Annotated in this window: 21 protein-coding genes and 2 tRNA genes; 7 read left to right on the top strand and 16 right to left on the bottom strand. The window is 72.0% G+C overall.

All coding sequences use genetic code 11. The features are described from left to right. Positions 1–83: 83 nt before the first annotated feature. From O1W71_RS07405 to O1W71_RS07390, 4 genes are all read right to left on the bottom strand, one after another. Positions 84–175, bottom strand: a tRNA-Ser gene (locus tag O1W71_RS07405). 92 nt (positions 176–267) lie between these two features. Then, on the bottom strand, positions 268–1578 hold the full coding sequence (locus tag O1W71_RS07400; protein ID WP_269267215.1) for an LCP family protein: 1311 nt from the start codon (positions 1576–1578) through the stop codon (positions 268–270). A 270-nt stretch (positions 1579–1848) separates the two neighbouring features. Beyond that, positions 1849–3489 carry a RecQ family ATP-dependent DNA helicase gene (locus O1W71_RS07395; RefSeq protein ID WP_269267214.1) on the bottom strand — a complete coding sequence of 547 codons (1641 nt, stop codon included), beginning with the start codon at positions 3487–3489 and terminating at the stop codon, positions 1849–1851. Positions 3490–3493: 4 nt separating this feature from the next. Further along, a complete protein-coding gene (locus O1W71_RS07390) occupies positions 3494–4255 on the bottom strand; it encodes a hypothetical protein (RefSeq protein ID WP_269267213.1) in 762 nt (253 codons plus the stop codon). 110 nt (positions 4256–4365) lie between these two features. On the opposite strand from O1W71_RS07390, the gene O1W71_RS07385 reads away from it, so the two are divergent. Further along, positions 4366–6807: an acyltransferase family protein gene (locus tag O1W71_RS07385; protein ID WP_269267212.1), complete on the top strand. Its 2442-nt coding sequence runs from the start codon at positions 4366–4368 to the stop codon at positions 6805–6807. 37 nt (positions 6808–6844) lie between these two features. Here the strand turns inward: O1W71_RS07385 and O1W71_RS07380 are convergent. The 3 genes from O1W71_RS07380 to serS form a co-directional block, all read right to left on the bottom strand. Continuing rightward, a tRNA-Ser gene (locus O1W71_RS07380) sits at positions 6845–6932 on the bottom strand. A gap of 48 nt (positions 6933–6980) precedes the next feature. Beyond that, the gene (locus O1W71_RS07375; RefSeq protein WP_269267211.1) at positions 6981–7922 is read right to left on the bottom strand and encodes an HAD family hydrolase; all 942 of its coding nucleotides are present in this window, start codon (positions 7920–7922) and stop codon (positions 6981–6983) included. Then, positions 7919–9184: a serine--tRNA ligase gene (gene serS, locus O1W71_RS07370; RefSeq protein ID WP_269267210.1), complete on the bottom strand. Its 1266-nt coding sequence runs from the start codon at positions 9182–9184 to the stop codon at positions 7919–7921. The genes O1W71_RS07375 and serS overlap by 4 nt, the downstream gene beginning before the upstream one ends. Positions 9185–9298: 114 nt before the next feature. On the opposite strand from serS, the gene O1W71_RS07365 reads away from it, so the two are divergent. The 3 genes from O1W71_RS07365 to O1W71_RS07355 all read left to right on the top strand — a co-directional run bounded on the left by O1W71_RS07365 (position 9299) and on the right by O1W71_RS07355 (position 13039). Continuing rightward, positions 9299–10489 (top strand): diacylglycerol/lipid kinase family protein, encoded by a 1191-nt coding sequence (locus tag O1W71_RS07365; protein WP_331282648.1) that lies wholly within the window; start codon positions 9299–9301, stop codon positions 10487–10489. Positions 10490–10551: 62 nt separating this feature from the next. After that, entirely contained in the window at positions 10552–11916 is a 1365-nt protein-coding gene (locus O1W71_RS07360) for a cryptochrome/photolyase family protein (protein WP_269267209.1), read from the top strand. 76 nt (positions 11917–11992) lie between these two features. Next, positions 11993–13039 carry an LLM class flavin-dependent oxidoreductase gene (locus tag O1W71_RS07355; protein ID WP_269267208.1) on the top strand — a complete coding sequence of 349 codons (1047 nt, stop codon included), beginning with the start codon at positions 11993–11995 and terminating at the stop codon, positions 13037–13039. Positions 13040–13132: 93 nt separating this feature from the next. Here the strand turns inward: O1W71_RS07355 and pheA are convergent, their stop codons facing one another. Both pheA and O1W71_RS07345 read right to left on the bottom strand, forming a co-directional pair. Then, entirely contained in the window at positions 13133–14095 is a 963-nt protein-coding gene (gene pheA / locus O1W71_RS07350) for a prephenate dehydratase (protein ID WP_112616472.1), read from the bottom strand. Continuing rightward, the gene (locus tag O1W71_RS07345; RefSeq protein ID WP_269267206.1) at positions 14092–14988 is read right to left on the bottom strand and encodes an EamA family transporter; all 897 of its coding nucleotides are present in this window, start codon (positions 14986–14988) and stop codon (positions 14092–14094) included. The genes pheA and O1W71_RS07345 overlap by 4 nt, the downstream gene beginning before the upstream one ends. A gap of 73 nt (positions 14989–15061) precedes the next feature. Here O1W71_RS07345 and O1W71_RS07340 point away from each other — a divergent pair, with 73 nt between their 5' ends. Then, positions 15062–15988, top strand: a complete 927-nt coding sequence (locus O1W71_RS07340) for a LysR family transcriptional regulator (RefSeq protein ID WP_269267205.1) — start codon at positions 15062–15064, stop codon at positions 15986–15988. 52 nt (positions 15989–16040) lie between these two features. Then, positions 16041–17681: a phosphoglucomutase (alpha-D-glucose-1,6-bisphosphate-dependent) gene (gene pgm / locus O1W71_RS07335; protein WP_269267204.1), complete on the top strand. Its 1641-nt coding sequence runs from the start codon at positions 16041–16043 to the stop codon at positions 17679–17681. Positions 17682–17803: 122 nt separating this feature from the next. Here the strand turns inward: pgm and O1W71_RS07330 are convergent, their stop codons facing one another. Continuing rightward, a complete protein-coding gene (locus O1W71_RS07330) occupies positions 17804–17932 on the bottom strand; it encodes a hypothetical protein (RefSeq protein ID WP_269267203.1) in 129 nt (42 codons plus the stop codon). A gap of 9 nt (positions 17933–17941) precedes the next feature. On the opposite strand from O1W71_RS07330, the gene O1W71_RS07325 reads away from it, so the two are divergent. Beyond that, positions 17942–18256 (top strand): zinc-binding dehydrogenase, encoded by a 315-nt coding sequence (locus O1W71_RS07325; RefSeq protein ID WP_269267202.1) that lies wholly within the window; start codon positions 17942–17944, stop codon positions 18254–18256. A gap of 93 nt (positions 18257–18349) precedes the next feature. Here the strand turns inward: O1W71_RS07325 and O1W71_RS07320 are convergent, their stop codons facing one another. The 6 genes from O1W71_RS07320 to O1W71_RS07295 all read right to left on the bottom strand — a co-directional run bounded on the left by O1W71_RS07320 (position 18350) and on the right by O1W71_RS07295 (position 23681). Beyond that, entirely contained in the window at positions 18350–18970 is a 621-nt protein-coding gene (locus O1W71_RS07320) for a bifunctional 4-hydroxy-2-oxoglutarate aldolase/2-dehydro-3-deoxy-phosphogluconate aldolase (protein ID WP_269267200.1), read from the bottom strand. After that, on the bottom strand, positions 18967–19905 hold the full coding sequence (locus tag O1W71_RS07315; protein WP_269267199.1) for a sugar kinase: 939 nt from the start codon (positions 19903–19905) through the stop codon (positions 18967–18969). Before O1W71_RS07315 ends, O1W71_RS07320 begins: the two co-directional genes overlap by 4 nt. 8 nt (positions 19906–19913) lie before the next feature. Then, a complete protein-coding gene (gene kduI / locus O1W71_RS07310; RefSeq protein WP_269267197.1) occupies positions 19914–20759 on the bottom strand; it encodes a 5-dehydro-4-deoxy-D-glucuronate isomerase in 846 nt (281 codons plus the stop codon). Between the two features lie 65 nt (positions 20760–20824). Then, the gene (kduD, locus tag O1W71_RS07305) at positions 20825–21589 is read right to left on the bottom strand and encodes a 2-dehydro-3-deoxy-D-gluconate 5-dehydrogenase KduD (RefSeq protein WP_269267195.1); all 765 of its coding nucleotides are present in this window, start codon (positions 21587–21589) and stop codon (positions 20825–20827) included. After that, positions 21586–22458 carry a fumarylacetoacetate hydrolase family protein gene (locus tag O1W71_RS07300; protein WP_269267193.1) on the bottom strand — a complete coding sequence of 291 codons (873 nt, stop codon included), beginning with the start codon at positions 22456–22458 and terminating at the stop codon, positions 21586–21588. The genes kduD and O1W71_RS07300 overlap by 4 nt, the downstream gene beginning before the upstream one ends. Next, entirely contained in the window at positions 22455–23681 is a 1227-nt protein-coding gene (locus O1W71_RS07295) for a glycoside hydrolase family 88 protein (protein WP_269267191.1), read from the bottom strand. The genes O1W71_RS07300 and O1W71_RS07295 overlap by 4 nt, the downstream gene beginning before the upstream one ends. Between the last annotated feature and the right edge of the window lie 6 nt (positions 23682–23687).

Genomic DNA, 23687 nt, shown 5'->3' with positions numbered 1-23687 from the left:
GGGGAGGGGGCCGGGGAGCCAGGAGACCTCGCCTGGAGATACAGCCGACGCGAAGAAGCCCCGGCGGACCGGGGCTTCTTTCGTGGCGGAGACGGAGGGATTTGAACCCTCGGTCCCCGTGAGGGGACTCCACCTTAGCAGGGTGGTGCACTAGGCCTGACTATGCGACGTCTCCACGGCATCCGACGCGAGACGGCGCGGATGCACCCGGCAATCATAGCCCGGACTGCCTCAGGCTCCGAATCGAGGACCGGAGAGCACCCCGGCTCACCGGGAGCTGACGGTACAGGTGACCTGCGCCGCCGTCTGGCCCGTGACCGACTCCGGCAGCACGACCGGTCCGCCCGCCTCGGGCACGTCCGTCGCGGGCGCGTCCGGCGTCGCCGCCGGGTCGGCGGGCGCTGCGGAATCGGTCGGAGCGGGCGCGGGAGGAGCCGCCTCGCCGACGACCTCGGTGCCGTAGCCGTCACTCGTCGACCCGCTCAGCTGCACCGGCTGGTTCGCGGCGAGCGCGTCGAACAGCACCTTGGCGGCGCTCTCGACCGGCTGCACACGTGATCCGCCGTTGACGTAGGCCGTGGGGTACTGCACGAACACGATGTCCTCGTAGGGCACGCTGCGCATGGCGAGGGCGATCTGCACCATCCGCAGCGGGCTCGACAGCGACGAGCTCAGCTTGATCTGCCCGCTGGCGACCTGGTCGACGGCGGTGGTGGCGAGGTTGAGCAGCGCCGTGGGGTTTCCGAGCACCCCGTCGGACTGCAGCTTGCGCACCATCGAGCTCATGAACTGCTGCTGGTTCGAGATCCGGCCGAGGTCGGATCCGTCGCCGATCGCGTACCGCGTGCGGAGGAACTGCAGCGCTTCCGTGCCCTGGAGGGTGTGGTTGCCCTTGGTCAGGCTCAGCCCCGTGTGAGAGTCGTTGACGTCATCCGACACGCAGACGTCGACGCCGCCGATCGCGTCGGACATGTTGATGACGCCGGTCCAGCGGGTCGCGGCGGCGAATTGGATGTCGATCCCGGTCAGCTCTTCGATCGTGCTGACGGAGCACGCGAGACCGCCGTACATGTACGAGACGTTGAGCATCTGCGCGCTCATCGCCGAGTACTGGGTGCCGTCCTCGCCGGTGCACGCGGGGATGGGCACGATCATGTCGCGCGGGAACGAGATGACGGTCACGCGCCGCGGCTCGTCGCTGATGTGCACGAGCATCGTCACATCGTTGCGCTCACCGTCGGTGTCCTTCGCCTGACAGGCGGACGAGAGCTCGGCGTTCGCGCCCTCGCACGAGTCGGTGCCGACCACGAGCATGTTCACGCCGCCCTCGATCTCGCCGATCGTCGGGGGGAGCTGCGAGTCGTCGTCGCCGATCGAGACGCCGGCGTCGGCCACGACCTGCGTGGCGTTCCACACGTAGAAGCCGCCGACGGCGACACCGCTCACGACCACGACGGCGACCATGACGCCGAGCACCGCCAGGATCTGGGTCAGCGGGTTCGGCGACCGCAGCTGGCCGTGCCGGGCGACGGGACGACGACGGCGCCGCGACGCCTTCGCATCGGAACGTGCGCTCACGGGTGTCCTCTCGACGAGCCGGCGAGGAGTGCGTTCGGGTGCACGCTCTTCGCGTCGCGCAGGCACTCCCGGTGACCGACTCATCATAGGGACGGATGTCTGGAAAGTCCGTGAGCGCCCCGGACATGCGAGGCGGTGACGCCCCCCATTCAGCCGCCACCGCCCGACATGTCGCCGTGCTCACCTGCACGCTAACCAGCCGCCAGCGGGCAACCGGCCGGAACGGGACGAGACTGGTAACCGCTCCCAGGGGCGAGTCGCGACCGGCGGTCAGGCGGGTTCGAGCAGACCGCGCTCGGCGACGAGTTCCGTGGCGAGTACCTTGTACCCCTGCGATTCGAAGAACACGGTGACGCGGTCGTCTTCCACCGCCATGACCGTTCCCTCGCCCCATTCGTGGTGGCGCACGACGTCGTCGACGCGGAAGGGACCGTCGGCGTGATCACCCCGTTCCTCCGAGGTATCCTCGCGCGCCGCACGGTCGTTCGCGGATGCCGCGCACGTGTCGCAGTTCTCGCACGGCTCGACGTAGTCCTGCCCGAAGTACCCGAGCAGCGTCGCCCGCCGGCACCGACGGGTCTCGGCATAGCTGCGGAGCATCTCGATACGGGAGGCGTCGATGCGTTCCCGCTCGGCCGACCTCTCCAACGCAGCGTCGACGGCGCGCTCCACGGTCATCCCCCGCCGCAGCGCGACCCCAGCGCGACTCGTCCGCACCGCGCCCGCATCCACGAGAACCGTCAGCAGCGCGGTCAGGCGACGGGCCGACAGCCCGCCGGCCGCGGCGATCTCGGCGCGCGACCGCGTCGCACCGGCGATGGCGTCGACGAGTCTCTTGAGCTCGCCCCGCTTCGGTGCCGACGCCGCGAAGAAACGTCGCAGCGACAGGTCTTCGGGCCGATAGTGAAGCGTCGCCGTCGCGGGCTCGCCGTCGCGGCCGGCGCGACCGAGCTCCTGGTAGTAGGCGTCGATCGAGTCGGGGATGTCGGCGTGGACGACGAAGCGCACGTCGGCCTTGTCGATCCCCATCCCGAACGCCGAGGTGGCGACCACGACCTCGACCTCGCCATCGTGGAACGCCTCGTGCACCCCGTTTCGCTCCTTCGATGACAGACCGGCGTGATAGGCGACGGCGTCGATGCCGCGGTCCTGCAGCGCCCCCGCGTACTCCTCGGCGCCCCGCCGGGTAGCGGTGTACAGCAGCCCGGGCTTGGGCAGCCCGGCCACCTCGTCGATCACGGCGTCGCGCTTGCCCGACTTCTCGGAGTGACGGCGGACGTTCAGCTCGATGTTCGGCCGGTCGACATCACCCACGAGGATGGCCGGGTCGTCCATGCCGAGCCGCTCGATGATCTCGGTGCGGACGGGGCTGGTGGCCGTCGCCGTCATCGCGAGAATCGGCGGCCGCCCCAGACGCTCGGAGACCTCGCCGAGCATCAGGTAGTCCGGGCGGAAGTCGTGCCCCCAGGCTGCGATGCAGTGCGCCTCGTCCACGACCAGCAGCGAGACCCCGGCCTCGGCGAGCTCGGCGACGACGTCGTCTTTCGCGAGCTGTTCGGGCGCGAGCAGGACGTAAGAGGCCTCTCCCGACCGGATCGCGTCCCAGGCCTCGCGCTGGGCGCGCACGCCCCGGCTCGAGTTCAGGGCGACGCCGTCGGGCGCATCGGGCGCCTCCTCGATGCGCGCGAGCTGGTCCTCCTGCAGCGCGATGAGGGGCGAGACGATCGCGGTCAGGCCGGGCCGGAGAGCCGCAGCGACCTGGTAGACGACAGACTTGCCCGCACCCGTCGCCCAGACGACCAGCACGTCTCGCCCGGCGACCGCCGCCTCGATGGCATCGAGCTGCTGCGGGCGCAGCTCCTCGATGCCGAAGGACTCTCGGGCGACACGGGCGATCTCATCGGGCTGCACCGGCTCAGTCCATCGCGCCCGCTGCGACCGTGCACGCCGGTTGCGCCGGCGCTTCCGGTGTGGAAGGCGCGTCGTCGGCGGGCTGCAGCCCGCGCCGCTGCACACGGTCGTAGGACGGCTGGCGCAGGGCGCGCACCCAGGGGTAGACCCGCGCACCGGGCAGCACCCGCCGCCCGGCGTCGAATCGGGGCTGCTCACCCGGCCATGCGGCGCGGGTCAGCCGCACGAGCGCGAACGGACGCCACGGGCCGAGCGGTGAGGCGAACGAGAGCACGAGCCGCCAGTCCGCGGCATCCGGGCTGCCGTCCACGGTCGTCGCCGAGAGCAGCACCGGACCGCGACGACCGCGGTAGGGCAGCAGGATGCCGAAGCGTGCGCGCTCGGGCCGGCGCAGGGGCAGCAGCGCGTAGCGCAGCGGCACGCCCCGTCCTGTCGAGGCGAACTCGATGTCGCCGGCGTCGACCTCCGGTGATGCGGATTCGCCCGAGAGGCGCAGAGCGAGCCCGAAGATATCGGGCAGGGCGTCCGGCAGCCCCACGGAACGCGACAGTCGGGCGACGACCCTCGCCTCACCCGGCTGCGGCGGCTCGTCGATCCACGAGATGCCCGACCGGCGCTCGGGCCCGACCCAGCGGACCGTGCCCGTCAGCATCGTGCCGCGCACGTGGATCGGACGCGGTCGACGCAGAACCAGCAGAGCGCCGAAGAACCCGCGGAGCAGCATTCCGGCGCCGCGGGCGAGAGGTGCTCGAGGAAGAGCTGTCATAGCACCACCGAACCCGATTTCCCGCATCTTGCGCACCGGGGTTGCGCTGGGACGTCGATGCGCTATGAGATCGCTCCCACTACACTCGGGGACGCCCTTCCGGACGCCATGTGAACAGCCCCACGCCCTCCCACCCGACACCGCGACGCGACATCCAGGGCCTCCGGGCCCTCGCCGTCCTCGCGGTCACCGGCGCGCACGCGGTCGGCTGGCCACGTGGCGGATTCGTCGGGGTCGACGTGTTCTTCGTCGTCTCCGGCTTCCTCATCACCAGCGCGCTGCTGCGCGAGGTGCAGCTGACGGGCGGCATCCGCCTCGCCGCCTTCGCCGGTCGGCGCGCCCGCCGCATCCTGCCCCTCGCGGTCGTCGTACTCATCGCCACAGCGGCGAGCGCCTTCGTCGTCTTCAATCGCCCGCGCGCCGAGCAGACGCTCCTCGACGCCCTCTGGTCGGCGGGGCTCGCCGCGAACTGGCGATTCACCGCGGTCGGCACCGATTACTTCCACGCCGACGACGCGGTCTCGCCGCTTCAGCACTTCTGGTCGCTCGCCGTCGAGGAGCAGTTCTACCTCGCCTGGCCGCTGCTGCTCCTGCTGACCGTCTCGCTCCTGCCCGCCGCTCGTCGTCGCGGCGCCGCGGCGACCGGGGCCGTGGCCGCGCTCGCAGCGGTCGTCGTCGCCGCGTCGTTCGCGTGGGCGCTGCTGCAGAGCGCGGATGCCGCCGTCCCGGCCTACTTCTCCACCTTCACCCGCGCGTGGGAGCTGGCGGCCGGGGCGCTCCTCGCCGCGGCGGTGCCGCTGCTGCGCCGCATCCCGCCCGTCGTCGGCGGACTCGTGTCGTGGATCGGTGTCGGGGGTCTCATCGTGGCCTTCGCCGTCATCGATCCCGAGGCGGGCGGATTCCCGGCTCCGTGGGCCGTCCTTCCCGTCGCCGCGACGGCGCTCGTCCTCGCCGGCGGCGTGCCGGGCGACCCGCGGCACCGGCATCTCTTCCCGCTGACGAACCCGGTGAGCGTCTTCGCGGGCGACGTGTCGTACTCGCTGTATCTGTGGCACTTCCCGGTCATCGTGTTCGCCGCGGTGCTGCTGCCCGCCCGCGACGCCACGACGGCGCTCGTGCTGGCGATCACCCTCGTCCTGGCCGTGGCGTCGTACCACCTCGTCGAACGGCCGTTCCGGTTCGCGCCGTACGGCCGGCCCGTCGGCGGCGAATCAAGCGAGACGCCGCTCGAGGATGCCGCCGCGGCCCCGGTGCCGGCTCGCACTGCGGCGCCGGTTCGGGATGCCGCTCCAGCACCGGCTCCACGCGCGCTCAGCACCCGCCCCGCGGGCTGGACTCCCGGGACGCGGTACTACCCCGGGGTGCCCTCGGCCACGTCCACGAGCGCGTCGAGCGGCGCTCCTGAGCTGAGCCGCGCGGACCTCGGCGACGGCCCGGGCGTTCCGGAGGTTCCAGCGCCGCGCGCCATCGCAAGCCCCGAACCCGCCCCCGCCGCTGCGCCCGAGCCGGTGCCCGCTTCCGCGCCCTGGGCCGCGTGGCGCGCCCGCTTCGGCCCGCCGGCGCTGCTCGCGGCATCCGGGCTCGGCATCGCCGCCCTGGCCGTCGTGCTCGTCGTCCAGAACGTCTTCGGCGGCCTCACGGCATCGCTCGTCGCCTTCCCGCCCGCGGGCGCCGCCGACGCCGCGAGCGACGCGGCGAACGCGGACCCCGGCGACCCGATCGCCGCCCTGCAGGCCGAGCTCGCCGCGGCCGCGACCGCGACCGAGTGGCCCCAGCTGCATCCCTCGCTCGACGAGGTCATGACCCGGTCGTCGGCGAGCAACCCGGCTCGCGACTGCTTCTCGCCCGAGGTGTCGCCGACCGCCGCGGGCTGCTCCACGGGCAGCTCCGACGCCCCGGTCCACGTCTATCTCGTCGGCGATTCGACCGCGATGGCCTACGCCCCGGCGTTCCGCAAGCTCGCCGACGACAGCGACGGCGGCATCCGCGTGACGGCCGTCGGCCTCTACGGATGCCGTTTCACCGACGTCGCGGTGCAGAACGACGGCGCCGGCGTCATGACGGCATGCCCGCAGCGCAAGGCCGATGTCCGCGCGATGATCCTCGCCGACGCGCCCACCCTCGTCGTGATGTCGAACGCGTACACGCTCGGCCACACCCCCGACGGCGCCGACCTCTCGGCCGATGCGCTGCTCGCCGCCCAGGAGGCCGAAGCCGACACCTACGGGATGCCGGGCCGCATCGTGCACCTCGCGCCGCCGCCGGAGGGCGCCGATCTCGGGCGCTGTTACTCCCCCGCCGCCTCGCCGTACGGATGCGCGGCCGGCGTCTCGAGCACGTGGGGCCAGATGGAGTCGGCGGCCGAGCAGGTGGCGGCCGCATCCGGCAACCACGCGGTGAGCTCACTGCCCTTCACCTGCTGGGAGCTCGTCTGCCCCGCTTTCGCGGGCGACATCCCGACGCGGTACGACCGCACGCACCTGACCGTCGCGTACGCGGAGCACATCGTGCCCGCGCTGCGCGCCGAACTCGCCGCTCGCGGGCTGCTCTAGCCCGCAGAGCCGGAAGCCGGGCGTGCGGAAGCGATTTTGGCGGAGGGTGTGGGATTCGAACCCACGGGACATTGCTGCCCACCAGTTTTCAAGACTGGATCCTTCGGCCGCTCGGACAACCCTCCCAGCGGCGTGAACCGCTGAGCTTCGATCCTAGCCGCCCGCGGCCCCGGTCAGAGCGAGCGGAGGATGGCCGCGACGCCGCCCTCCTGAACCGACACGGTGGTCTCGGATGCCTCGGCCAGCAGTTCGGTCGCGCCCTGCGCCATCGCGATCGCCCGCCCGCCGCGCTCGCGCGCCCAGCGGAACATCCCGATGTCGTTGCGGCCGTCGCCCATGACGAGGACGTCGGCCGGCTCGATGTCGAGCCACGTGCGCACCCGCTCGAGCGCCGTGGACTTGTCGACGCCCTGCGGCGCGATGTCGAGCCAGGCCGACCAGCCCACCGCGTACGACACCTTGTTCAGGCCGATGCGGTCGACCAGCTCGACGAAGTCTGAGTCGGTCTCATCGGGAGAGACCACGACGACGCGGCACACCTCCTGCTCCGACAGCTCGGCGAAGGCGACCTTGTCGGCGTCGTGCAGGTTCCAGTCGTGAAGCTCCTCGGTGTAGAGGCGGCGCCCATCGGGCAGCTCGACCATGTAGCGGGCGTGCGGCAGGTGCTGACGCAGCAGGCCGAGCACCTCGCTCGGGTCGAACGTCTCGATGAAGAAGCGCTCGTACGCGAGCACGTCGGCGAAGTCGTCGTCGATCCGCTTGAGGATCACGGCACCGTTCGAGCACACGACGTAGTCGGGGTTCAGCGCGAGCGAGCCGAGGATGCCGTGCGTCCCCTCCCACGAGCGTCCCGTCGCGAGCATCACCTCGTGACCGGCCGCGTGCGCGTCGGCGACCGCCTCCACCACGCCGGGACTGAGCGTCTCGTCCTCGAGCAGCACGGTGCCGTCGATGTCGAGCACGATCATCAGGCGCGAGGCGCCGGCGACCGCCGGCATGACCTCGGCGACGTCCTCGACGATCTCGGCCGCATCGCGCGGCGCGACGACCTCGATGCCGCCCTCGTCGGGAAGCGCGTCGGGCGCTTCGGTCATCCCGCCGTCGGCGCCGGTCATGCGATCGGCTCCGCGACCTCGAGGCCGCCGAGATAGGGCCGCAGCACCTCGGGGATCACGACCGAGCCGTCCTCCCGCTGATGGGTCTCGAGAAGGGCGACGATCCACCGGGTCGTGGCGAGCGTGCCGTTGAGGGTCGCCACCGGCTCGGTCTTGCCGCCGTCGGGGCGGTGACGGATGTCGAGGCGACGCGCCTGGTACGTCGTGCAGTTCGAGGTCGACGTGAGCTCGCGGTACGCGCCCTGCGTGGGCACCCACGCCTCGATGTCGTACTTGCGCGCCGCGCTCGAGCCGAGGTCGCCGGCAGCGACGTCGATGACGCGGTACGACAGCCCCAGGTCCTGCAGCAACCGCTCCTGCATCTCGACGAGGCGCAGGTGCTCGGCCGCCGCGTCGGCGGGCGTCGTGTAGACGAACATCTCCAGCTTGTTGAACTGGTGCACCCGGATGATGCCGCGCGTGTCCTTGCCGTACGAGCCGGCCTCGCGCCGGTAACAGGTCGACCATCCGGCGTAGCGCTTGGCGCCGCGCTCGAGGTCGAGGATCTCGTCCATGTGGTACCCGGCGAGGGGGACCTCGCTCGTGCCGACGAGGTAGGCGTCGTCCTCCTCGAGGTGGTACACCTCGGCGGCGTGCTCACCGAGGAACCCGGTGCCCCGCATGACCTCGGGACGCACGAGCGTCGGCGGGATCAGCGGCGTGAACCCGGCGGCGAGGGCACGGTCGAGGCCGAGCATCATGAGCGCGATCTCGAGGCGCGCGCCGATGCCGCTGAGGAAGTAAAAGCGGCTGCCGGCGACCTTCGTGCCGCGCTCCATGTCGATGGCGCCGAGCTTCTCGCCGAGGGCGAGGTGGTCGAGCGGCTCGAAGTCGAACGACGGCGGCTCACCGTGCGTGCGGAGCGTGACGAAGTCGGCCTCGCCGCCCGCGGGCACATCATCGATGACGATGTTCTCGATGCGGGCGAGCGCGGCGTCGGCGGCCTCCTCGGCGGCGGTGACGGCCTGCTGGGCCTGCTTGACCCGTTCGCTGAGCTGCTTGGCCTCGGCGACGAGCGCGGCCTTCTCGTCCTTCGGCGCCTGCGCGACCTTCTTGCCGTGGGCGTTCTGCTCGGCACGGAGCCGCTCGAACGTCGTGATGGCCTCGCGGCGCTCGCGATCGGCGGCGATGGCCGCATCCACGCTCTCCGACGAGTTCCCGCGCTTCACCTGCGAGAGTTTCACCAGGTCGGGCTGTTCACGGAGCAATGCGAGGTCGATCACGCGTCAAGTCTAGGGTCGCCCGCATCCGCGCAGCCGGATCAGCGCACCCGTACCCCCGCGGCCGCCCGGCGCAAGGGGCAATCGCCCGCCGTCCGCCACCCCTAGGGTGTAGCCATGGCGACCGAGTCCGACGACACCTCCTCGCGGGAGCGCTCCGACGATCCCACCTCCCAGACCCCCGACCCGGAACAGGCGGCGGCTCCCGACGACGTCATCCGCGAGCCCGAGGACGTCGCGCCCGACACGTCCGACGGTGAGACCGGCGAGGCACGCCGCGTCGGCCCCGAGGGCGAGACGGAGCCGATGTCGGGCGGCTCGGAGAAGCCCAATCCCAAGGCGGCCCTCGTCTACAACCCCATCAAGGTCGACGGCGACGCTCTGCGCGAGCAGGTGCTCCGCGCCGCCGAGGCCGCCGGGTGGGAGGAGCCCCTCTTCTACGAGACGACGGTCGACGACCTCGGCGACGACGTCACGCGTCAGGCGCTCGAGTCGGGCGTCAACGTCGTGCTCGTGGCCGGCGGCGACGGTACGGTGCGTGCCGTGTCGGGAGAGATGAGCGGCAGCGGCATCCCGCTCGCCATCGTCCCCAGCGGCACGGGGAACCTGCTCGCCCGCAACCTCGGTCTGCCCCTCACCGAGCCCGAGACCATGATCGAAGCAGCTTTCAGCGGCGACCGGACCGCGATCGACGTCGGCTGGGCGCGGATCACCCGCGAGAGCGGCGAGGTCGAGAAGCACGCGTTCGTCGTCATGGGCGGCATGGGGCTCGACGCGGCGATGATCGCCAACACCAACCCGCAGCTGAAGAAGTCGGTGGGCTGGGTCGCATACGTCGACGGCGCGACGCGCTCGATCGTCAACGCCAAGCCGTTCCGCGTCGTCTACCAGCTCGACGGGCACCGCATGCACGCGGCTCGCGTGCAAAGCGTGCTCTTCGCGAACTGCGGGTCGCTGCAGGCCGGCATCGCCCTCATTCCCGAGGCTTCGATCACCGACGGCCAGCTCGATGTCGTCATCATGCAGCCGAAGGGCTTCTGGGGCTGGCTGCTCGTGTGGCGCCGCGTCGCGTGGGATAACAGCTTCCTGCGGAAGTTCCGGGCCGGACGCCGTGTGCTCGCGCTGCGGACGAAGGACAACGCGGTCGTCTACTCGCGAGGCCGCGGCGTTGCGCTCGCCCCGCAGGAGCCGCACCCTGTGCAGCTCGACGGCGACGAGTTCGGCGAGGCGAAGCACGTGCAGACGCGCATCGACCCGCGCGGCCTCGTCGTCGCCGTGCCGGCCGGGCATAAGCTGCCCGGCGACTGAATCCCGCGCGTCCGCGCTGTCAACCGCTCGCTGACGCAGGAGTGGCCCGACAGGATGACGGGATGAGCTCGCCTTCGATCGTCTGGTTCCGCGACGACCTGCGCCTGGCCGACCACCCCGCGCTGCGCGCCGCCCTCGACCGCGGGGAGCCCGTCGTCGGCCTGTACGTGCTCGACGAGGAGTCTGCGGGCATCCGCCCGCTCGGCGGCGCCGCACGGTGGTGGCTGCACCACTCGCTCGCATCGCTCGCCGACGATCTGCGCGCTCGCGGGTCGCATCTCGTGCTGCGCCGCGGAGCTGCGGCATCCGCCGTCCGGTCGCTCGTCGACGACATCGGTGCCGGAGCTGTGTACTGGAACCGCCGGTACGGCGGAGCCGAGCGTGCTGTCGACACCGACCTGAAGGACGGTCTGCGCGCCGACGGCGTAGAGGTCGAATCGTTCGCGGCGAACGTGCTGTTCGAGCCGTGGACGGTGAAGACCGGGAGCGGCACTCCGTTCTCGGTGTTCACCCCGTTCTGGAACGCGGCACGCAACCTGCCCGCCCCGCGTGAGCCACTCCCCCGGCCGGACGAGGTCCCCGGCCTGCACTCGTCGCCCGCCGGCGACGACCTCGACGATTGGGAGCTGCTGCCCACCCGGCCCGACTGGGCGGGCGGTTTGCGCGAGCGCTGGCAGCCCGGCGAGGCGGCGGCGCGCGCACGCCTGCGCGAGTTCCTCGACGACGACCTCGGCACCTACGACGCGGCCCGCGACGAACCTAGCGCGGGAGCTACCTCGCTGCTCTCGCCGCGCCTGCGATGGGGCGAGCTGAGCCCGCACACCGTCTGGCACGCAGGAGTCGAAACCGGCGGCGGCACCGGCGCCCATGCGACCTCCGCCTCGCGCTTCCTCTCCGAGCTCGGCTGGCGCGAGTTCGCCTGGCACACGCTCTACCACTTCCCCGATCTCGCGACGAAAAACTGGCGCAAGGGCTTCGACGCCTTCCCTTGGCCGGCCCTCGACCCGGCGCACCTGACGGCGTGGGAGAAGGGCGAGACCGGCGTGCCGATGGTGGATGCCGGGATGCGCGAGCTCTGGCACACCGGCTACATGCACAACCGGGTGCGGATGGTCACGGCATCCTTCCTCACGAAGAACCTGCTCATCGACTGGCGACTCGGCGAGCAGTGGTTCTGGGACACCCTCGTCGACGCCGACGGCGCCAGCAACGCCTTCAACTGGCAGTGGGTCGCGGGATCAGGGGCCGACGCGTCGCCCTATTTCCGCATCTTCAACCCCGAGCGGCAGGCCGAGAAGTTCGACCCGAAAGGACTGTACATCGGGCAATGGGCGCCCGACAGCGCAGGCCGCGAGCCGATCGTCGACCTCGCGGCGACCCGTAAGGCGGCGCTGCAGGCGTACGAGGCGGTGAAGCGGGCGCGGTGAGGCGGGTGCGGTGAAGCGGGCGCGGTGAGGCGGGCGCGGGAATGCCCACGGCGGCCGCGCGGTTGACAGAGGCGATATGACTGATGCATCCCGCCCCGCCCTGTCCGTGCTCGACCTCGTGCCCGTGCGCACGGGACAGACCAGCGCGCAGGCCATCGCGGCGTCGCTGACCGTCGCGCAGCGGGCGGACGAGCTCGGCTACCGCCGCTACTGGTTCGCCGAGCACCACAACATGCCGGCCGTCGCCTCGACGACCCCGCCGGTGCTCATCGCAGCCGCGGCAGCGCGCACCTCCCGCATCCGGGTCGGCTCCGGAGGCGTCATGCTTCCCAACCACTCACCCCTCGTCGTCGCCGAGCAGTTCGCGGCGCTCGAGGCGATCGCCCCCGGACGCGTCGACCTGGGCATCGGGAGGGCCCCCGGCAGCGATCCCGTCATCACGCAGCTGCTGCGTCAGTCGGGCACGACGAGCGACGTCGACCGGTTCCCCGACAACGTCCGCGACATTCTGGCCCTCGTGACCGGCGACGGCGCGACGGTGCGGTTCACGTCGGGCGGGACGTACGACGTCCACGCGACGCCCGCCGCCACGACGACGCCGGATGTCTGGCTGCTCGGATCGAGCGACTACTCGGCGCAGCTCGCCGCCGCCCTCGGCCTGCCGTACGTGTTCGCGAACCACTTCTCGGGTGAAGGCCTCGACCGTGCGCTCGGGCTCTACCGCGACCAGTTCCGGCCGTCCGAGACCCTCGATGCGCCGCGGACGTTCCTCACCGCGAACGCCGTCGTCGCCGACAGCGATGCGGAGGCCGAAGCCCTCATGCTGCCGCAGGCCCGCATGATGGCACGCCTGCGGGGAAACCGTCCGCTCATCGCCCTCGAGACCGTCGAGGAGGCCGCCGCCGCCGAGGCGACCGACCACCTCGCCGCACCGCTGCTGGACGCCCTGCGCTCGCGTTGGTTCGTCGGCACCGGCCCCGAGGCCCAGGCCGCCCTCGCCGCGTTCGCCGCGCAGCACGGCGTCGACGAGGTCATGGTCTCGCCGGTGTCGGCCGCGCACGACGGCGAGCAGCCGGATGCCGCTCCCGCCCGCATCCGCACCCTCGAGCTCCTGGCCGCCTGACCCGGCCCCACCGGTCGACTCGCCACAAACCGCGGGTCCGGCGCCCCCGGCATCCGCACTTCCTGGCGACTCGACGCGTGGGGAGGGGGCGGGTCAGGCCTCGGGCTCGCCGGAGATCAGGGCACGCAGCCAGTCGCGCGCCTCGACGAAGACGTCGTCGGAGTACCGCTGCGGGTAGCGGACGATCGCCCGGTCGGCGCGCGGGTAAGACCCGAGGAACAGCACCTTCGGACTGAAGCGCCGCACGCCCATGAGGGCGTCGGCCATGCGCTCGTCGGCGACGTGGCCGTCGGCGTCGATGACGAACCGGTACCGTCCGAGCGCGTCGCCGATCGGCCGCGACTCGATCAGCGAGAGGTTGATGCCGCGGGTCGAAAACTGCTCCAGCAGCTCGAGCAGCGCACCCGGGTGGTCATCGGGCAGCTCCGCGATGAGCGAGGTCTTGTCGGCCCCCGTCGGCGATGGCGGGGCGACCGTGCGGCTCACGAGGACGAACCGGGTGACCGCGTGCTCGTTGTCGCCGATGTCGGATGCGAGCAGCTCGAGGTCGTGATGCTCGAGGATGCCGGGAGGCGCGATCGCCGCGTCGGCGTCGCTGACCCCGTCGATGAGGCCGACCGCGGCGGCGACGTTGCTCGCGGCGGGCAGGTGCGCGTGCTCGGGGAGCGTCTTGAGCAGCCACTGCAGGCACTGCGCGTAGGCGACCGGGTGCGCGGCGATCAGCGAGACGTCCTCGATCCGGGTGCCGGGCCGCGCCACGAGCACGAAGTTCACGGGCACGAGGTACTCGCCGACGATCCGCAGACCCGGCATCGTGGCCAGCGCGTCCTGCGCCGTCGAGACTCCGCCGTCGACGGAGTTCTCGATCGCGATCATCGCGGCATCCGAGCGTCCGTCCACGACATCCGCGAGCGCTTCGCCGACGTTGCGCACCGACCGCCAGATCTGGTCCCGCGCCTCGGGCACCTGGGCGAGGGCGGCCTCGGTGAAGGTCCCCGCCGGCCCGAGATAGCTGTAGGTGCGGCGGGCGGGCTGGTCGTCGTGCTCGGGCGTCACGCAACGAGCCTAGACCGGCGCGCCCACGGCACGCGCACGCTGGTCACGAGCACGCCGAGCACGAGCACCGCTCCGCCGACGATCTCGGCGGGGGCGGGGATCTGTCCGAGCAATGCCGCGGCCGCCGCCATCGCCACGACGGGGGCCAGCAGCACCCACGGCACGACGGCGGCTGACGGATTGCGCGCCAGCAGACCGTTGAAGATCGCGTAGCCGACGAGGGTGCAGAGCCCCGCGGTGTAGACCGTCGAGACGAGGGCGCGGATGCCGAACCCGGCAAGACCCGCGCCGATCGCTTCCGGGCCCTCGAACACCAGCGCCAGCACGAGCGCGGGCACCGGCACGACGAGGGCGGACCAGACGGTGAGCGAGAGCGCCCCGAGCGGACCGCGCCCGGTGACCACGCCGGCGCGGCGGGCGATCACGTTGCCGACGGCCCACGACAGGGCGGCGCCGAGCGCGAGCACGACGGCGAGCGCCGGAGCGTCTCCCCCACGGCCGGCGGCGACGGTCGCGAGCCCGGCGATCCCGAGGCCCACGCCGATCACCTGCCCCGGTGTGGGGCGCTCGCGCAACACTCCGGCCGCGATGACGACGGTGAACACCGCCTGGGCCTGCATCAGCAGCGCGGCGAGACCCGGCTGCAGCCCGAGCCCGAGCGACAGGTACAGCAGCGCGAACTGGCCGAGGCTCATGAACAGCCCGACCCCGATCACCGACCCCCAGCCGGCCCGAGGGCGCGGGACCACGACCGCGAAGACGGCGACGGCGGCGAACCGGATCGCCACGAACAGCAGGGGCGGGATGCCGGCCATGCCCCAGTCGATGACGAGGAAGTTGAACCCCCACAGGGCCGCCACCGCAGCCGCCAGGATCATGTCGCGTCGAGTCACGAGGCTCAGTCCACCGCCCAGGACCATCAACAACAAGCGATGCTTTCTCCACTCGAATCGGTAGCATCACTTCATGATCGATCTGGATGCCGTCCACTCGCTGCGAACCGTCGCACGGGAAGGCAGCGTCGCGGCCGCGGCATCCGCTCTGGGATTCACACCCTCGGCGGTGTCGCAGCAGATCAAGCGCCTCGAGCGCGAGACCGGTGTCGCACTGCTCGAACGCGTCGGCCGCGGTGTGGCCCTCACGGCTGCCGGAACGCAGCTCGTGGTCGGGTCGACCCCGATCCTCGCCGACCTCGAGCGACTGCGCGCCGACCTGCACGCCGGCGTCGGTGCGGACGGAGACGGCCGCGTCACCGGCGAGCTGCGCCTCGCCGCGTTCTCGACCGTCGTGCGCGGGCTGCTCGCTCCCGTGCTCGTGGGTCTGGCCGCCGCCCACCCCGACCTGCGCCTGCCCGTGCGCGAAAGCGAGCCCTGGGAGACGGTGGCGCTCGTCGCCTCGGGCCAGCGCGACCTCGGCATCGTCCACCAGTGGGGCGGCGTCGCCCTCGCGATCCCCGAGAACCTGGTCGTCACGCCGCTGTTCACGGATGTCGCCGACGTCATCCTCCATCGCGACCATCCGCTCGCCGGCCGTAACGTCCTGCACCCGGCCGACCTCGCGCGTGAGCAGTGGGTCGCCACCTTCGACACGACCATCTGCCGGCAGTGGCTGCGGCGGCTGTTCGACGGCATCGGCGGCGCCCCCCGCGTGCTGTACGAGTCGATGGAGTTCGAGAACCACATCGAGCTCGCCCGAACCGGAGCGGTCGTCGCGCTCGTGCCGCGCCTGGGACGCGGCGACCTCGGACCCGATCTCGTCGCGGTGCCGACCGAGGCTCCCGCGTCGACGCGCGATATCTCCGCGGTGCACCGGCGCTCGCAGGCCGACTCCCCCGCGCTCAGAGCAGTCCTCGCCGCGCTGCTCGCCGCGACGAACGCGCACGATCGGCCGTGAGTGCCGTGTCAATCCGTCACCGCCGCGCCCGGAAACGGGCAGACTAAGCACTATGAGCCGTGCAGGAGCGCCCGCAGAAGCATCCGACCTCATCGACATCGATGAGCTGATCGCCGCCTACTACGACCGGAAGCCGGATGCCGCGGTCCCCGGGCAGCGCGTCGCGTTCGGAACGAGCGGCCACCGCGGTTCGTCGCTGTCGACGAGCTTCAACGAAGACCACATCCTCGCCACGACCCAGGCGATCGTCGACTATCGGCGCGCTCAGGGCATCGAGGGCCCGCTCTTCCTCGGGCGCGACACGCACGGGCTCTCGCTCCCGGCCGAGCGCAGCGCCATCGAGGTGCTCGTCGCGAACGGCGTCGACGTGCGGGTCGACTCCCGCGACTCGTGGGTGCCGACGCCCGCGCTCAGCCACGCGATCCTGACCTACAACCGGGGCCGCGCGCTCGGCGATGCGGGCCGCGCCGACGGCATCGTCGTGACGCCCTCGCACAACCCGCCGCGCGACGGCGGCTTCAAGTACAACCCCCCGCACGGCGGACCTGCCGACACCGACGCGACCTCGTGGATCGCCGACCGCGCGAACGAGCTCATCGCCGCAGGTCTCGAGGGCGTGCACCGCACCCGTCACGCCGACATCGACCTCGACGCGCGCGGCCAGTACGACTTCCGCGACGCATACGTGCGCGACCTCGCCACGATCATCGACGTTGACGCGATCAGAGCGTCGGGCGTGCGCATCGGGGCCGACCCGCTCGGCGGCGCCTCGGTCGAGTACTGGGCGCTCATCGCCGAGGTCTACGGCCTCGACCTGACCGTCGTGAATCCCGAGGTCGACCCGACCTGGAAGTTCATGACGCTCGACTGGGACGAGAAGATCCGCATGGACCCGTCGTCGCCGTCGGCGATGGCCGCGCTCGTGGCGCGCCGCGACGAGTACGACATCCTCACCGGCAACGACGCCGACGCCGACCGCCACGGCATCGTGACGCCCGACGCGGGTCTGATGAACCCGAACCACTACCTCGCCGTCGCGATCGACTACCTCTTCGCGAACCGCCCGGGCTGGCCCGCGGATGCCGCAGTCGGCAAGACCCTCGTCTCGTCGATGATCATCGACCGCGTCGCCGAGTCGCTCGGTCGCGAGCTGCTCGAGGTCCCCGTGGGCTTCAAGTGGTTCGTTCCGGGCCTGCTCGACGGCTCCGTCGCCTTCGGCGGCGAGGAGTCGGCGGGGGCCTCGTTCCTCCGCAAGGACGGCAGCGTGTGGACCACCGACAAGGACGGCATCCTGCTGTGCCTGCTCGCCGCCGAGATCCTCGCGGTCACGGGCAAGACTCCGTCGCAGCGCTACGCCGAGCTCGAGGCCCAGTTCGGGCCGTCGGCCTACCAGCGCGTCGACGCCGCGGCGACGCCGGAGCAGAAGGCCGCGCTCGGCGGGCTGTCGGGCGAGGCCGTGACCGCCACGGAGCTCGCGGGCGAGCCGATCACCGCAAAGCTCTCGCACGCGCCGGGCAACGGTGCAGCGATCGGCGGCCTGAAGGTGCAGACCGAGCACGCGTGGTTCGCCGCGCGCCCGTCGGGCACCGAGGACGTCTACAAGCTCTACGCCGAGAGCCTGCGCGGACCCGAGCACCTCGCCGAGGTGCAGGCCGAAGCGCGCGCCGTGGTCTCGGCCGCGCTCGGCGCCTGACCCGGCCCGCGGCATCCTCGCATCACACGCCCAATGCACGGCTGAGCGCCGGTTGCACGACCTTCGAGCGTGAGCAGGCCGTGCGCTCGCGGCGAAGCCGTGCACTCGGGCGCGTACCGCGGTCAGGACGGGCGACGCCGGGATGCCGAACGCGGCGGCGCCGAGCGCAGGTGCGTCGTCACGCTGCCGAGGATGCGCGCGAGGTCGGCGGCGTCCGCATCCGACAGCGGCGCGAACAGCAGCCGATGCACGGTCTCGATGTGACCGGGGAACACAGCGGCGAGCACGTCGCGTCCCTCACCCGTCAGTGCCACGTCGGGGCCGTCGCCGACGGCGGCGCGGTCGTCAGCACGACGGCGTTCATGGCCACGCCGAGCGACGAGGCGCGCGGCGTCCGCGCCGCGACGGTGTTCGTCCGCCGCGATAGCGACCGCCTGGCCGAGCTGGTCCGCCTCGTCGACGAGGGCGCGCTCACCGTCGAGGTCACGCGGCGCATCCCCCTCGCCGAGCTCCCCGCGCTGCACGCCGAGGCCGCTGAGAGCGGCATCGCGGGCAAGGTCATCGTCCTGCCCTGATCGTCACCCCCCATGCACGGCTGCGCGCCGAGTGCACGACCTTCGAGCGTGAGCAGGCCGTGCGCTCGGGGCGAAGCCGTACGCTCGGGCGAGTCAGCGGGCGAGGAGCTCAGCCAAGCGGGGCAGCTGCGACTCGTCTTCCAGCGCTGAGCCGACGGCCACCACGCGTACGCCGGCGTCGAGGAAAGTCGCGGCGTTCGCGGCATCCATCCCGCCGGTCGCGACGAAACGCACACCCGGGAACGGCCCGCGGATGTGCTTGAACCAGTCCGCGCCGAGCCACTGGGCGGGGAACGCCTTGAGCCACGTGAGGCCGAGTGCCACCGCCCGCTGCACCTCACCCGGGGTCGCGACGCCGGGCAGGATCGGGATGCCGTGTCGCTGCGCCGCCCGCACGACCTCGGGATCGAGCCCCGGCGAGACGACGTAGGCCGCGCCCGCGTCGACGGCGAGAGCGACCTGGTCGACGGTGACGACGGTCCCGGCGCCGACGGCCTTGCCGCGCTCAGCGCCGAGACGCACGACCTCGCGCAGCGCGCGTTCGTCCTCCGCGGTCTGCAACGGCACCTCGACCGAGTCGATACCCAGGTCCCACGCGGTGGTCGCGAGACGCACGGAGCGTTCGAGACCCATCCCCCGCAGGATCGCCATGAGCGGGGCGCCGGCGAAGATGTCGTCGAGCGCCGTGTTCGCGTCGGTGTGCAGGGTGGTCATGAGACAGTCCTCTCGAGGGGTGGTTCGTTCTGATCGGGCGCCGGGGCGGGGTCGGGGAAGTCGCCCGTCGTGGCCATCGTGAGCGCCGCACGCTCGTGCCCCGACCGCAGCCGGTCGTAGGGCGGGGCGCCAGCGAGCAGCGCCGCGAGGTACCCCCCGGCGAAGGCGTCGCCGGCCCCCACGGGCTCGACGACGTCGACGACGAGAGCAGGCTCGAAGACCGCGCCGTCGCGCGTGAACAGCGTGGCACCGACGGCACCGTCCTTGACGACGAGCTGCGGGACGTCCGGCAGCAAGGCGCGGGCGGCGTCCGCTGTCGCGGCATCCCACAGCGTCTCGGCCTCGTCGCGACCGACGAAGACGATGTCCGCGCGGCGTGCCAGGTCGAGCAGCGGGTCGGCAGCCGCAGCCGCGGCCCACAGCGGCGCCCGGTGATTGACGTCGACGCTCACGGACACGCCCGCCGCGCGCGCCCGATCGACGATCCGACGCAGGAACGCCGGGGCCGTTCCGCCCAGCGCGGCCGTGATCCCCGAGACGTGCAGCACCGCGACGCCGTCCCACGAAAGCGCGTCGGCGTCGGCTTCCGAGAGCTGCGCGGCCGCCGACCCGGCCCGGTAGTAAGTGACGCCGTGACCGGGGTCCTTCAGGTAGAGGCCGGTCGGGTAATCGGCGTCGATGACGACCCGCGAGACGTCGACTCCGCGGGCACCGACCCGCGACAGGACCCGTCGACCGAGGGCATCGTCGCCGACGCGGGAGAACCACGCGGCGGGCTGACCGAGCGCGGCCGCGTGCGCGGCGACGTTCGACTCCGCTCCCCCGGCGTCGATGCGGAACACCTCGGCGTGCTCGAGGCGCTCCGCCGCAGCGGGCGCGACCATCGCCATGGTCTCGCCCGCCGTCAGCAGCGCCCCACGCAGCTCCCCCCGCATGGCCCCGCTCACTTCAGGGTCGTGACGGGGGCGGCGTCCATGTCGTCGAACGCCTGGTTCTCGCCCGCCATCGCCCAGATGAACGAGTACGCCGCAGTGCCCACACCGGAGTGCAGCGACCAGCTCGGCGAGATGATCGCCTGCCGGTCGGCGACGACGAGGTGACGGGTCTCCTCGCGTTCACCGAGCAGGTGGATGACGCGGGCGTCCTCGGGCACGTCGAAGTACAGGTAGCACTCGGTGCGACGGTCGTGGGTGTGGGCGGGCATCGTGTTCCACATCGAGCCCTCGTGGAGCGTCGTCACGCCCATGACGATCTGGCAGCTCTGCACGCCGTTCTCGTGGATGTACTGGTTGAGCGTGCGGCGGTTGCTCGTGGCCTGGTCGCCGAGCTCGCGCACCGTGCCCTCGCCGGGCGAGACCAGAGCCGCCGGGTAGGCCGTGTGCGCCGGTGCCGAGAACAGGTAGAACTGCGCGCCCTCGCCCGCACCGTCGGTCGACGCTCCCGCGTCGGCGAAGACGACGTCGCGGATGCCGCGGCCGAGGTACAGGCACGCGCCCGTCACGAGCGTGTAGACCTCGCCGTCGGCGGTGACCGTGCCGGTGCCACCGACGTTGATGATGCCGACCTCGCGGTGCTCCAGGAAGTAGTCGCTGCGGATCTCGGGGTAGCCCGGAAGCACCAGCTCGCGTCCGGCCGGCACGGCGCCGCCGAGGACGATGCGGTCGTGGTGGGTGTAGACGACGGTGATCTCACCCGGCACGAACACCTCGGGCACGAGGTACTGCTCGCGCAGGTCGGCGGTGGTCATGCCGGGGATCTGCGCGGGGTTGGTCGCGTAACGCTGCTGCATGGGGGTTCCCTTCTGGGGCGGTTCGGCGGGATGCCGGTGATGGAACGGGGAGGACCGGGGCCGGCTCAGCGGACGAGCCAGCCGCCGTCGACGGGCACGATCGCGCCGGTGACGTAGGCCGCGGCATCCGAGGCGAGGAAGACGAAGGCACCCTGCAGGTCGCCGGGGGTGCCCCACCGGCCGGCGGGGATGCGGGCCAGGATCGATGCCTCGCGGTCGGCGTCGGCCCGGATCGGCGCGGTGTTGTCGGTCGCCATGTACCCGGGCGCGACCGCGTTGACGGTCACCCCCGACGCGGCCCACTCGTTCGCGAGCGCCTTGGTGAGGCCGGCGACCGCGTGCTTCGACGCCGCGTAGCCGGGCACGAGGATGCCACCCTGGAACGACAGCATCGAGGCGACGTTGATGATGCGCCCCGAGCCCTGCGCGATCATGCGGCGCCCGGCGGCCTGCGACAGATGGAACACGGCGTCGAGGTTGACCGCGAGCACGTCGTCCCAGTCGGCGGCCGGGTGGTCGGCGGCCGGGGCACGACGGATGATTCCGGCGTTGTTGACGAGGATGTCGATGCCGCCGAGTTCGGCGACCGTCTCGGCGACCGCTTCGGCGAGCTGCTCCGGCGTTGCGGTACCAAGATCGAGGCGGATGCGGTGCGCGCGGCGACCGAGCGCGGTGATCGCCTCCGCCGTCTCGGCCGCGTCGCCGCGGTCGAGCAGCGCGACATCCGCGCCGGCCTCGGCGAGCGCGACGGCGGCGCCCTGACCGAGGCCGCGGGTCGAACCGGTGACGAGCGCGACGCGCCCGTCCAGGCGGAAGGAATCGAGGATCATGCGGGGCCTCCGATGAAGGTCGTGGTCAGTTCGCCGAGACGCTCGATGCGCACGGTGACGGCGTCGCCGGGACGCAGCGGACGATGGGCAGCTTGCGCGTCGGGCAGCTTCTGCGGCGTGCCGGTCGAGATGACGTCGCCGGGTTCGAGGGTCATGACACTGCTGAGATACGACACGACCCGCGCCACCGAGAAGATCGTGGTGGCGGTGGACTGCGAGACGGTCACGACGCCGTCGCGGATGACCTCGACGAGCATGTCCTGGGGGTCGCCCGCTTCCTCCGGCGTGACGAGCCACGGCCCGAGCGGCGCGAAGCCGTCGAAGCACTTGCCCATCGCCCACTGGCTCTGACGTCGCTGCCACGAACGGTCGGAGACGTCGTTGAGAATCGTGTAGCCGGCGACGTATGCGAGCGCCGTCGCCTCATCGACATCCTTGGCTCGCCGCCCGATGACGACGGCGATCTCGCCCTCGTAGTCGACGTCGTCCGCGACCGCGGGCACCATGACGGGGTCGGCCGGTCCGCCGAGGGTGTTGGGGGTCTTCACGAAGACGTCGGGGAACGCGGGGTCGTCGGCGGTCGGATCGACGCCGTCGGGCACATGCCCGCGGTAGTTGTAGCCGAGGCACAGGATCTTGCCCGGTCTCACCGGCGCCTCGAGCCGCACTGCCGACAGCTCGAGGTCGGCGACATCCGCACGCGCTGCGGCGCGGTCGAGCGCGTCGCGGTCGGCCGCGAGCAGGTCGGTCAGCGCCGCGGGTCCGAGGTCGACGACGCGGTCGACGCCGTCGACCGTCACGACGACGCCCGACCGGACGGCCCCCTCGGCATCGGCCGCGCGGACCGCGCGGTAACGGACGAGCCTCACCAGTACGGCTTCCAGTCGGGGCGCGCCGCGCGAACCAGAGCCTCGAGGTAGAAGTAGTCGCCCCACAGCGTGCCCTCGTCGACGCCGACGGACTTCGGCAGGTCGTAGACGCTGTGCAGCAGCACCGCGTCGGCGGCTTCGGGGCTCTCGGGCGTGTAGTTGTCGATGAGCGACGCGAGGATCTCGTGAGCCGCCGCACGATAGCGCGAGGCGGCCTCGCTATCGGCGTCCGCCCCCTCGTCGAGCACGCCGGCGAGTTCGAACAGCCCCGACACCGCGATCGCGGCCGACGAGCTGTCGCGCGGAGCGTCGGCGCCGTCGGTGTAGACCATGTCCCAGAAGGGCACGCGGTCGCTCGGGAGGTGCGAGAGGAAGCGTTCGGCGCAGCGACGCGACGCGTCGAGCAGCGCCGGGTCGCCGGTCGCGCGGTGGTTCATCGCGAAGCCGTAGATTCCCCACGCCTGACCGCGCGCCCAGCACGAGTCGTCGAATGCACCCTGCTCGGTCGCTCCCCGCAGGGGCTCACCGGTCTCGGGGTCCCAGTAGAAGGTGTGGAAGGTCGTGTCGTCGTCGCGCAGGATGTGCGTGCGCAGCTGCGTCGTGTGGCGCCGCACCGCGTCGGCGAAGCGCTCCTGCCCGGTCTGCTCGCCCGCCCAGGTGAGCAACGGCATGTTCATGAGGCTGTCGACGATCGTGCGTCCGCGCTGCGCGGGGTCGGAGAGATCTCCCCATGCCTGGATGATGCCGGCGGGCTCGAGGAAGCGGCGCATGAGGTGATCGGCGGCCGCCAGGGCCGTCTCACGCGCGTCCTCGTCGCCGAGCAGCCGGTAGGGCGCGACCGAGGCGAGGCTGTACAGGAACCCCAGGTCGTGCGTGTCGAGGTCGTCCTCGTCGCGGATCCGTCGCGCGAAGTCCGCGGCGTGGGCCAGCCCGGCGTCGCGGAAGAAGGCGTCGCCGGTGATCTCCCACGCGATCCACATCATCCCCGGCCAGAAGCTGGTCGTCCAGCCGCGGTTGGCGCCGGCCGGGAACCCGTTCGCCGCGGGGCGGATCGGGTACCGGTCATCGTGCGTCGTGTCGTCGGGGTAGCTCAGCCCGAAGGTCTCGATGTTGCGGCGGAGCGTGCTCAGGGCGTCGGCGATCGCCGCCTCGAGGGCGCCGCTGTCGCGCGCGGGGGCCACGTCCGCGGGTACGCCGAGGTCGGTGCCGGGGAGGGATGTCATGTCGAG

The organism is Microbacterium sp. H37-C3 (assembly GCF_027157935.1).
Lineage (GTDB): Bacteria > Actinomycetota > Actinomycetes > Actinomycetales > Microbacteriaceae > Microbacterium > Microbacterium plantarum.
The sequence above is the reverse complement of the archived record's forward strand: the minus strand, read 5'-3'. Positions and strand labels throughout refer to the sequence as shown.

What these genes read in the sequence shown, in the direction of transcription:
- kduD (WP_269267195.1), bottom strand. Translation starts at nt 21,589, where the DNA reads ATGATCCTCGATTCCTTCCGCCTGGACGGGCGCGTCGCGCTCGTCACC.
- O1W71_RS07375 (WP_269267211.1), bottom strand. Translation starts at nt 7,922, where the DNA reads ATGACCGGCGCCGACGGCGGGATGACCGAAGCGCCCGACGCGCTTCCC.
- O1W71_RS07355 (WP_269267208.1), top strand. Translation starts at nt 11,993, where the DNA reads ATGACTGATGCATCCCGCCCCGCCCTGTCCGTGCTCGACCTCGTGCCC.
- O1W71_RS07340 (WP_269267205.1), top strand. Translation starts at nt 15,062, where the DNA reads ATGATCGATCTGGATGCCGTCCACTCGCTGCGAACCGTCGCACGGGAA.
- O1W71_RS07315 (WP_269267199.1), bottom strand. Translation starts at nt 19,905, where the DNA reads ATGCGGGGGGAGCTGCGTGGGGCGCTGCTGACGGCGGGCGAGACCATG.
- kduI (WP_269267197.1), bottom strand. Translation starts at nt 20,759, where the DNA reads ATGCAGCAGCGTTACGCGACCAACCCCGCGCAGATCCCCGGCATGACC.
- O1W71_RS07295 (WP_269267191.1), bottom strand. Translation starts at nt 23,681, where the DNA reads ATGACATCCCTCCCCGGCACCGACCTCGGCGTACCCGCGGACGTGGCC.
- O1W71_RS07320 (WP_269267200.1), bottom strand. Translation starts at nt 18,970, where the DNA reads ATGACCACCCTGCACACCGACGCGAACACGGCGCTCGACGACATCTTC.
- O1W71_RS07390 (WP_269267213.1), bottom strand. Translation starts at nt 4,255, where the DNA reads ATGACAGCTCTTCCTCGAGCACCTCTCGCCCGCGGCGCCGGAATGCTG.
- pgm (WP_269267204.1), top strand. Translation starts at nt 16,041, where the DNA reads ATGAGCCGTGCAGGAGCGCCCGCAGAAGCATCCGACCTCATCGACATC.
- O1W71_RS07365 (WP_331282648.1), top strand. Translation starts at nt 9,299, where the DNA reads ATGGCGACCGAGTCCGACGACACCTCCTCGCGGGAGCGCTCCGACGAT.
- O1W71_RS07360 (WP_269267209.1), top strand. Translation starts at nt 10,552, where the DNA reads ATGAGCTCGCCTTCGATCGTCTGGTTCCGCGACGACCTGCGCCTGGCC.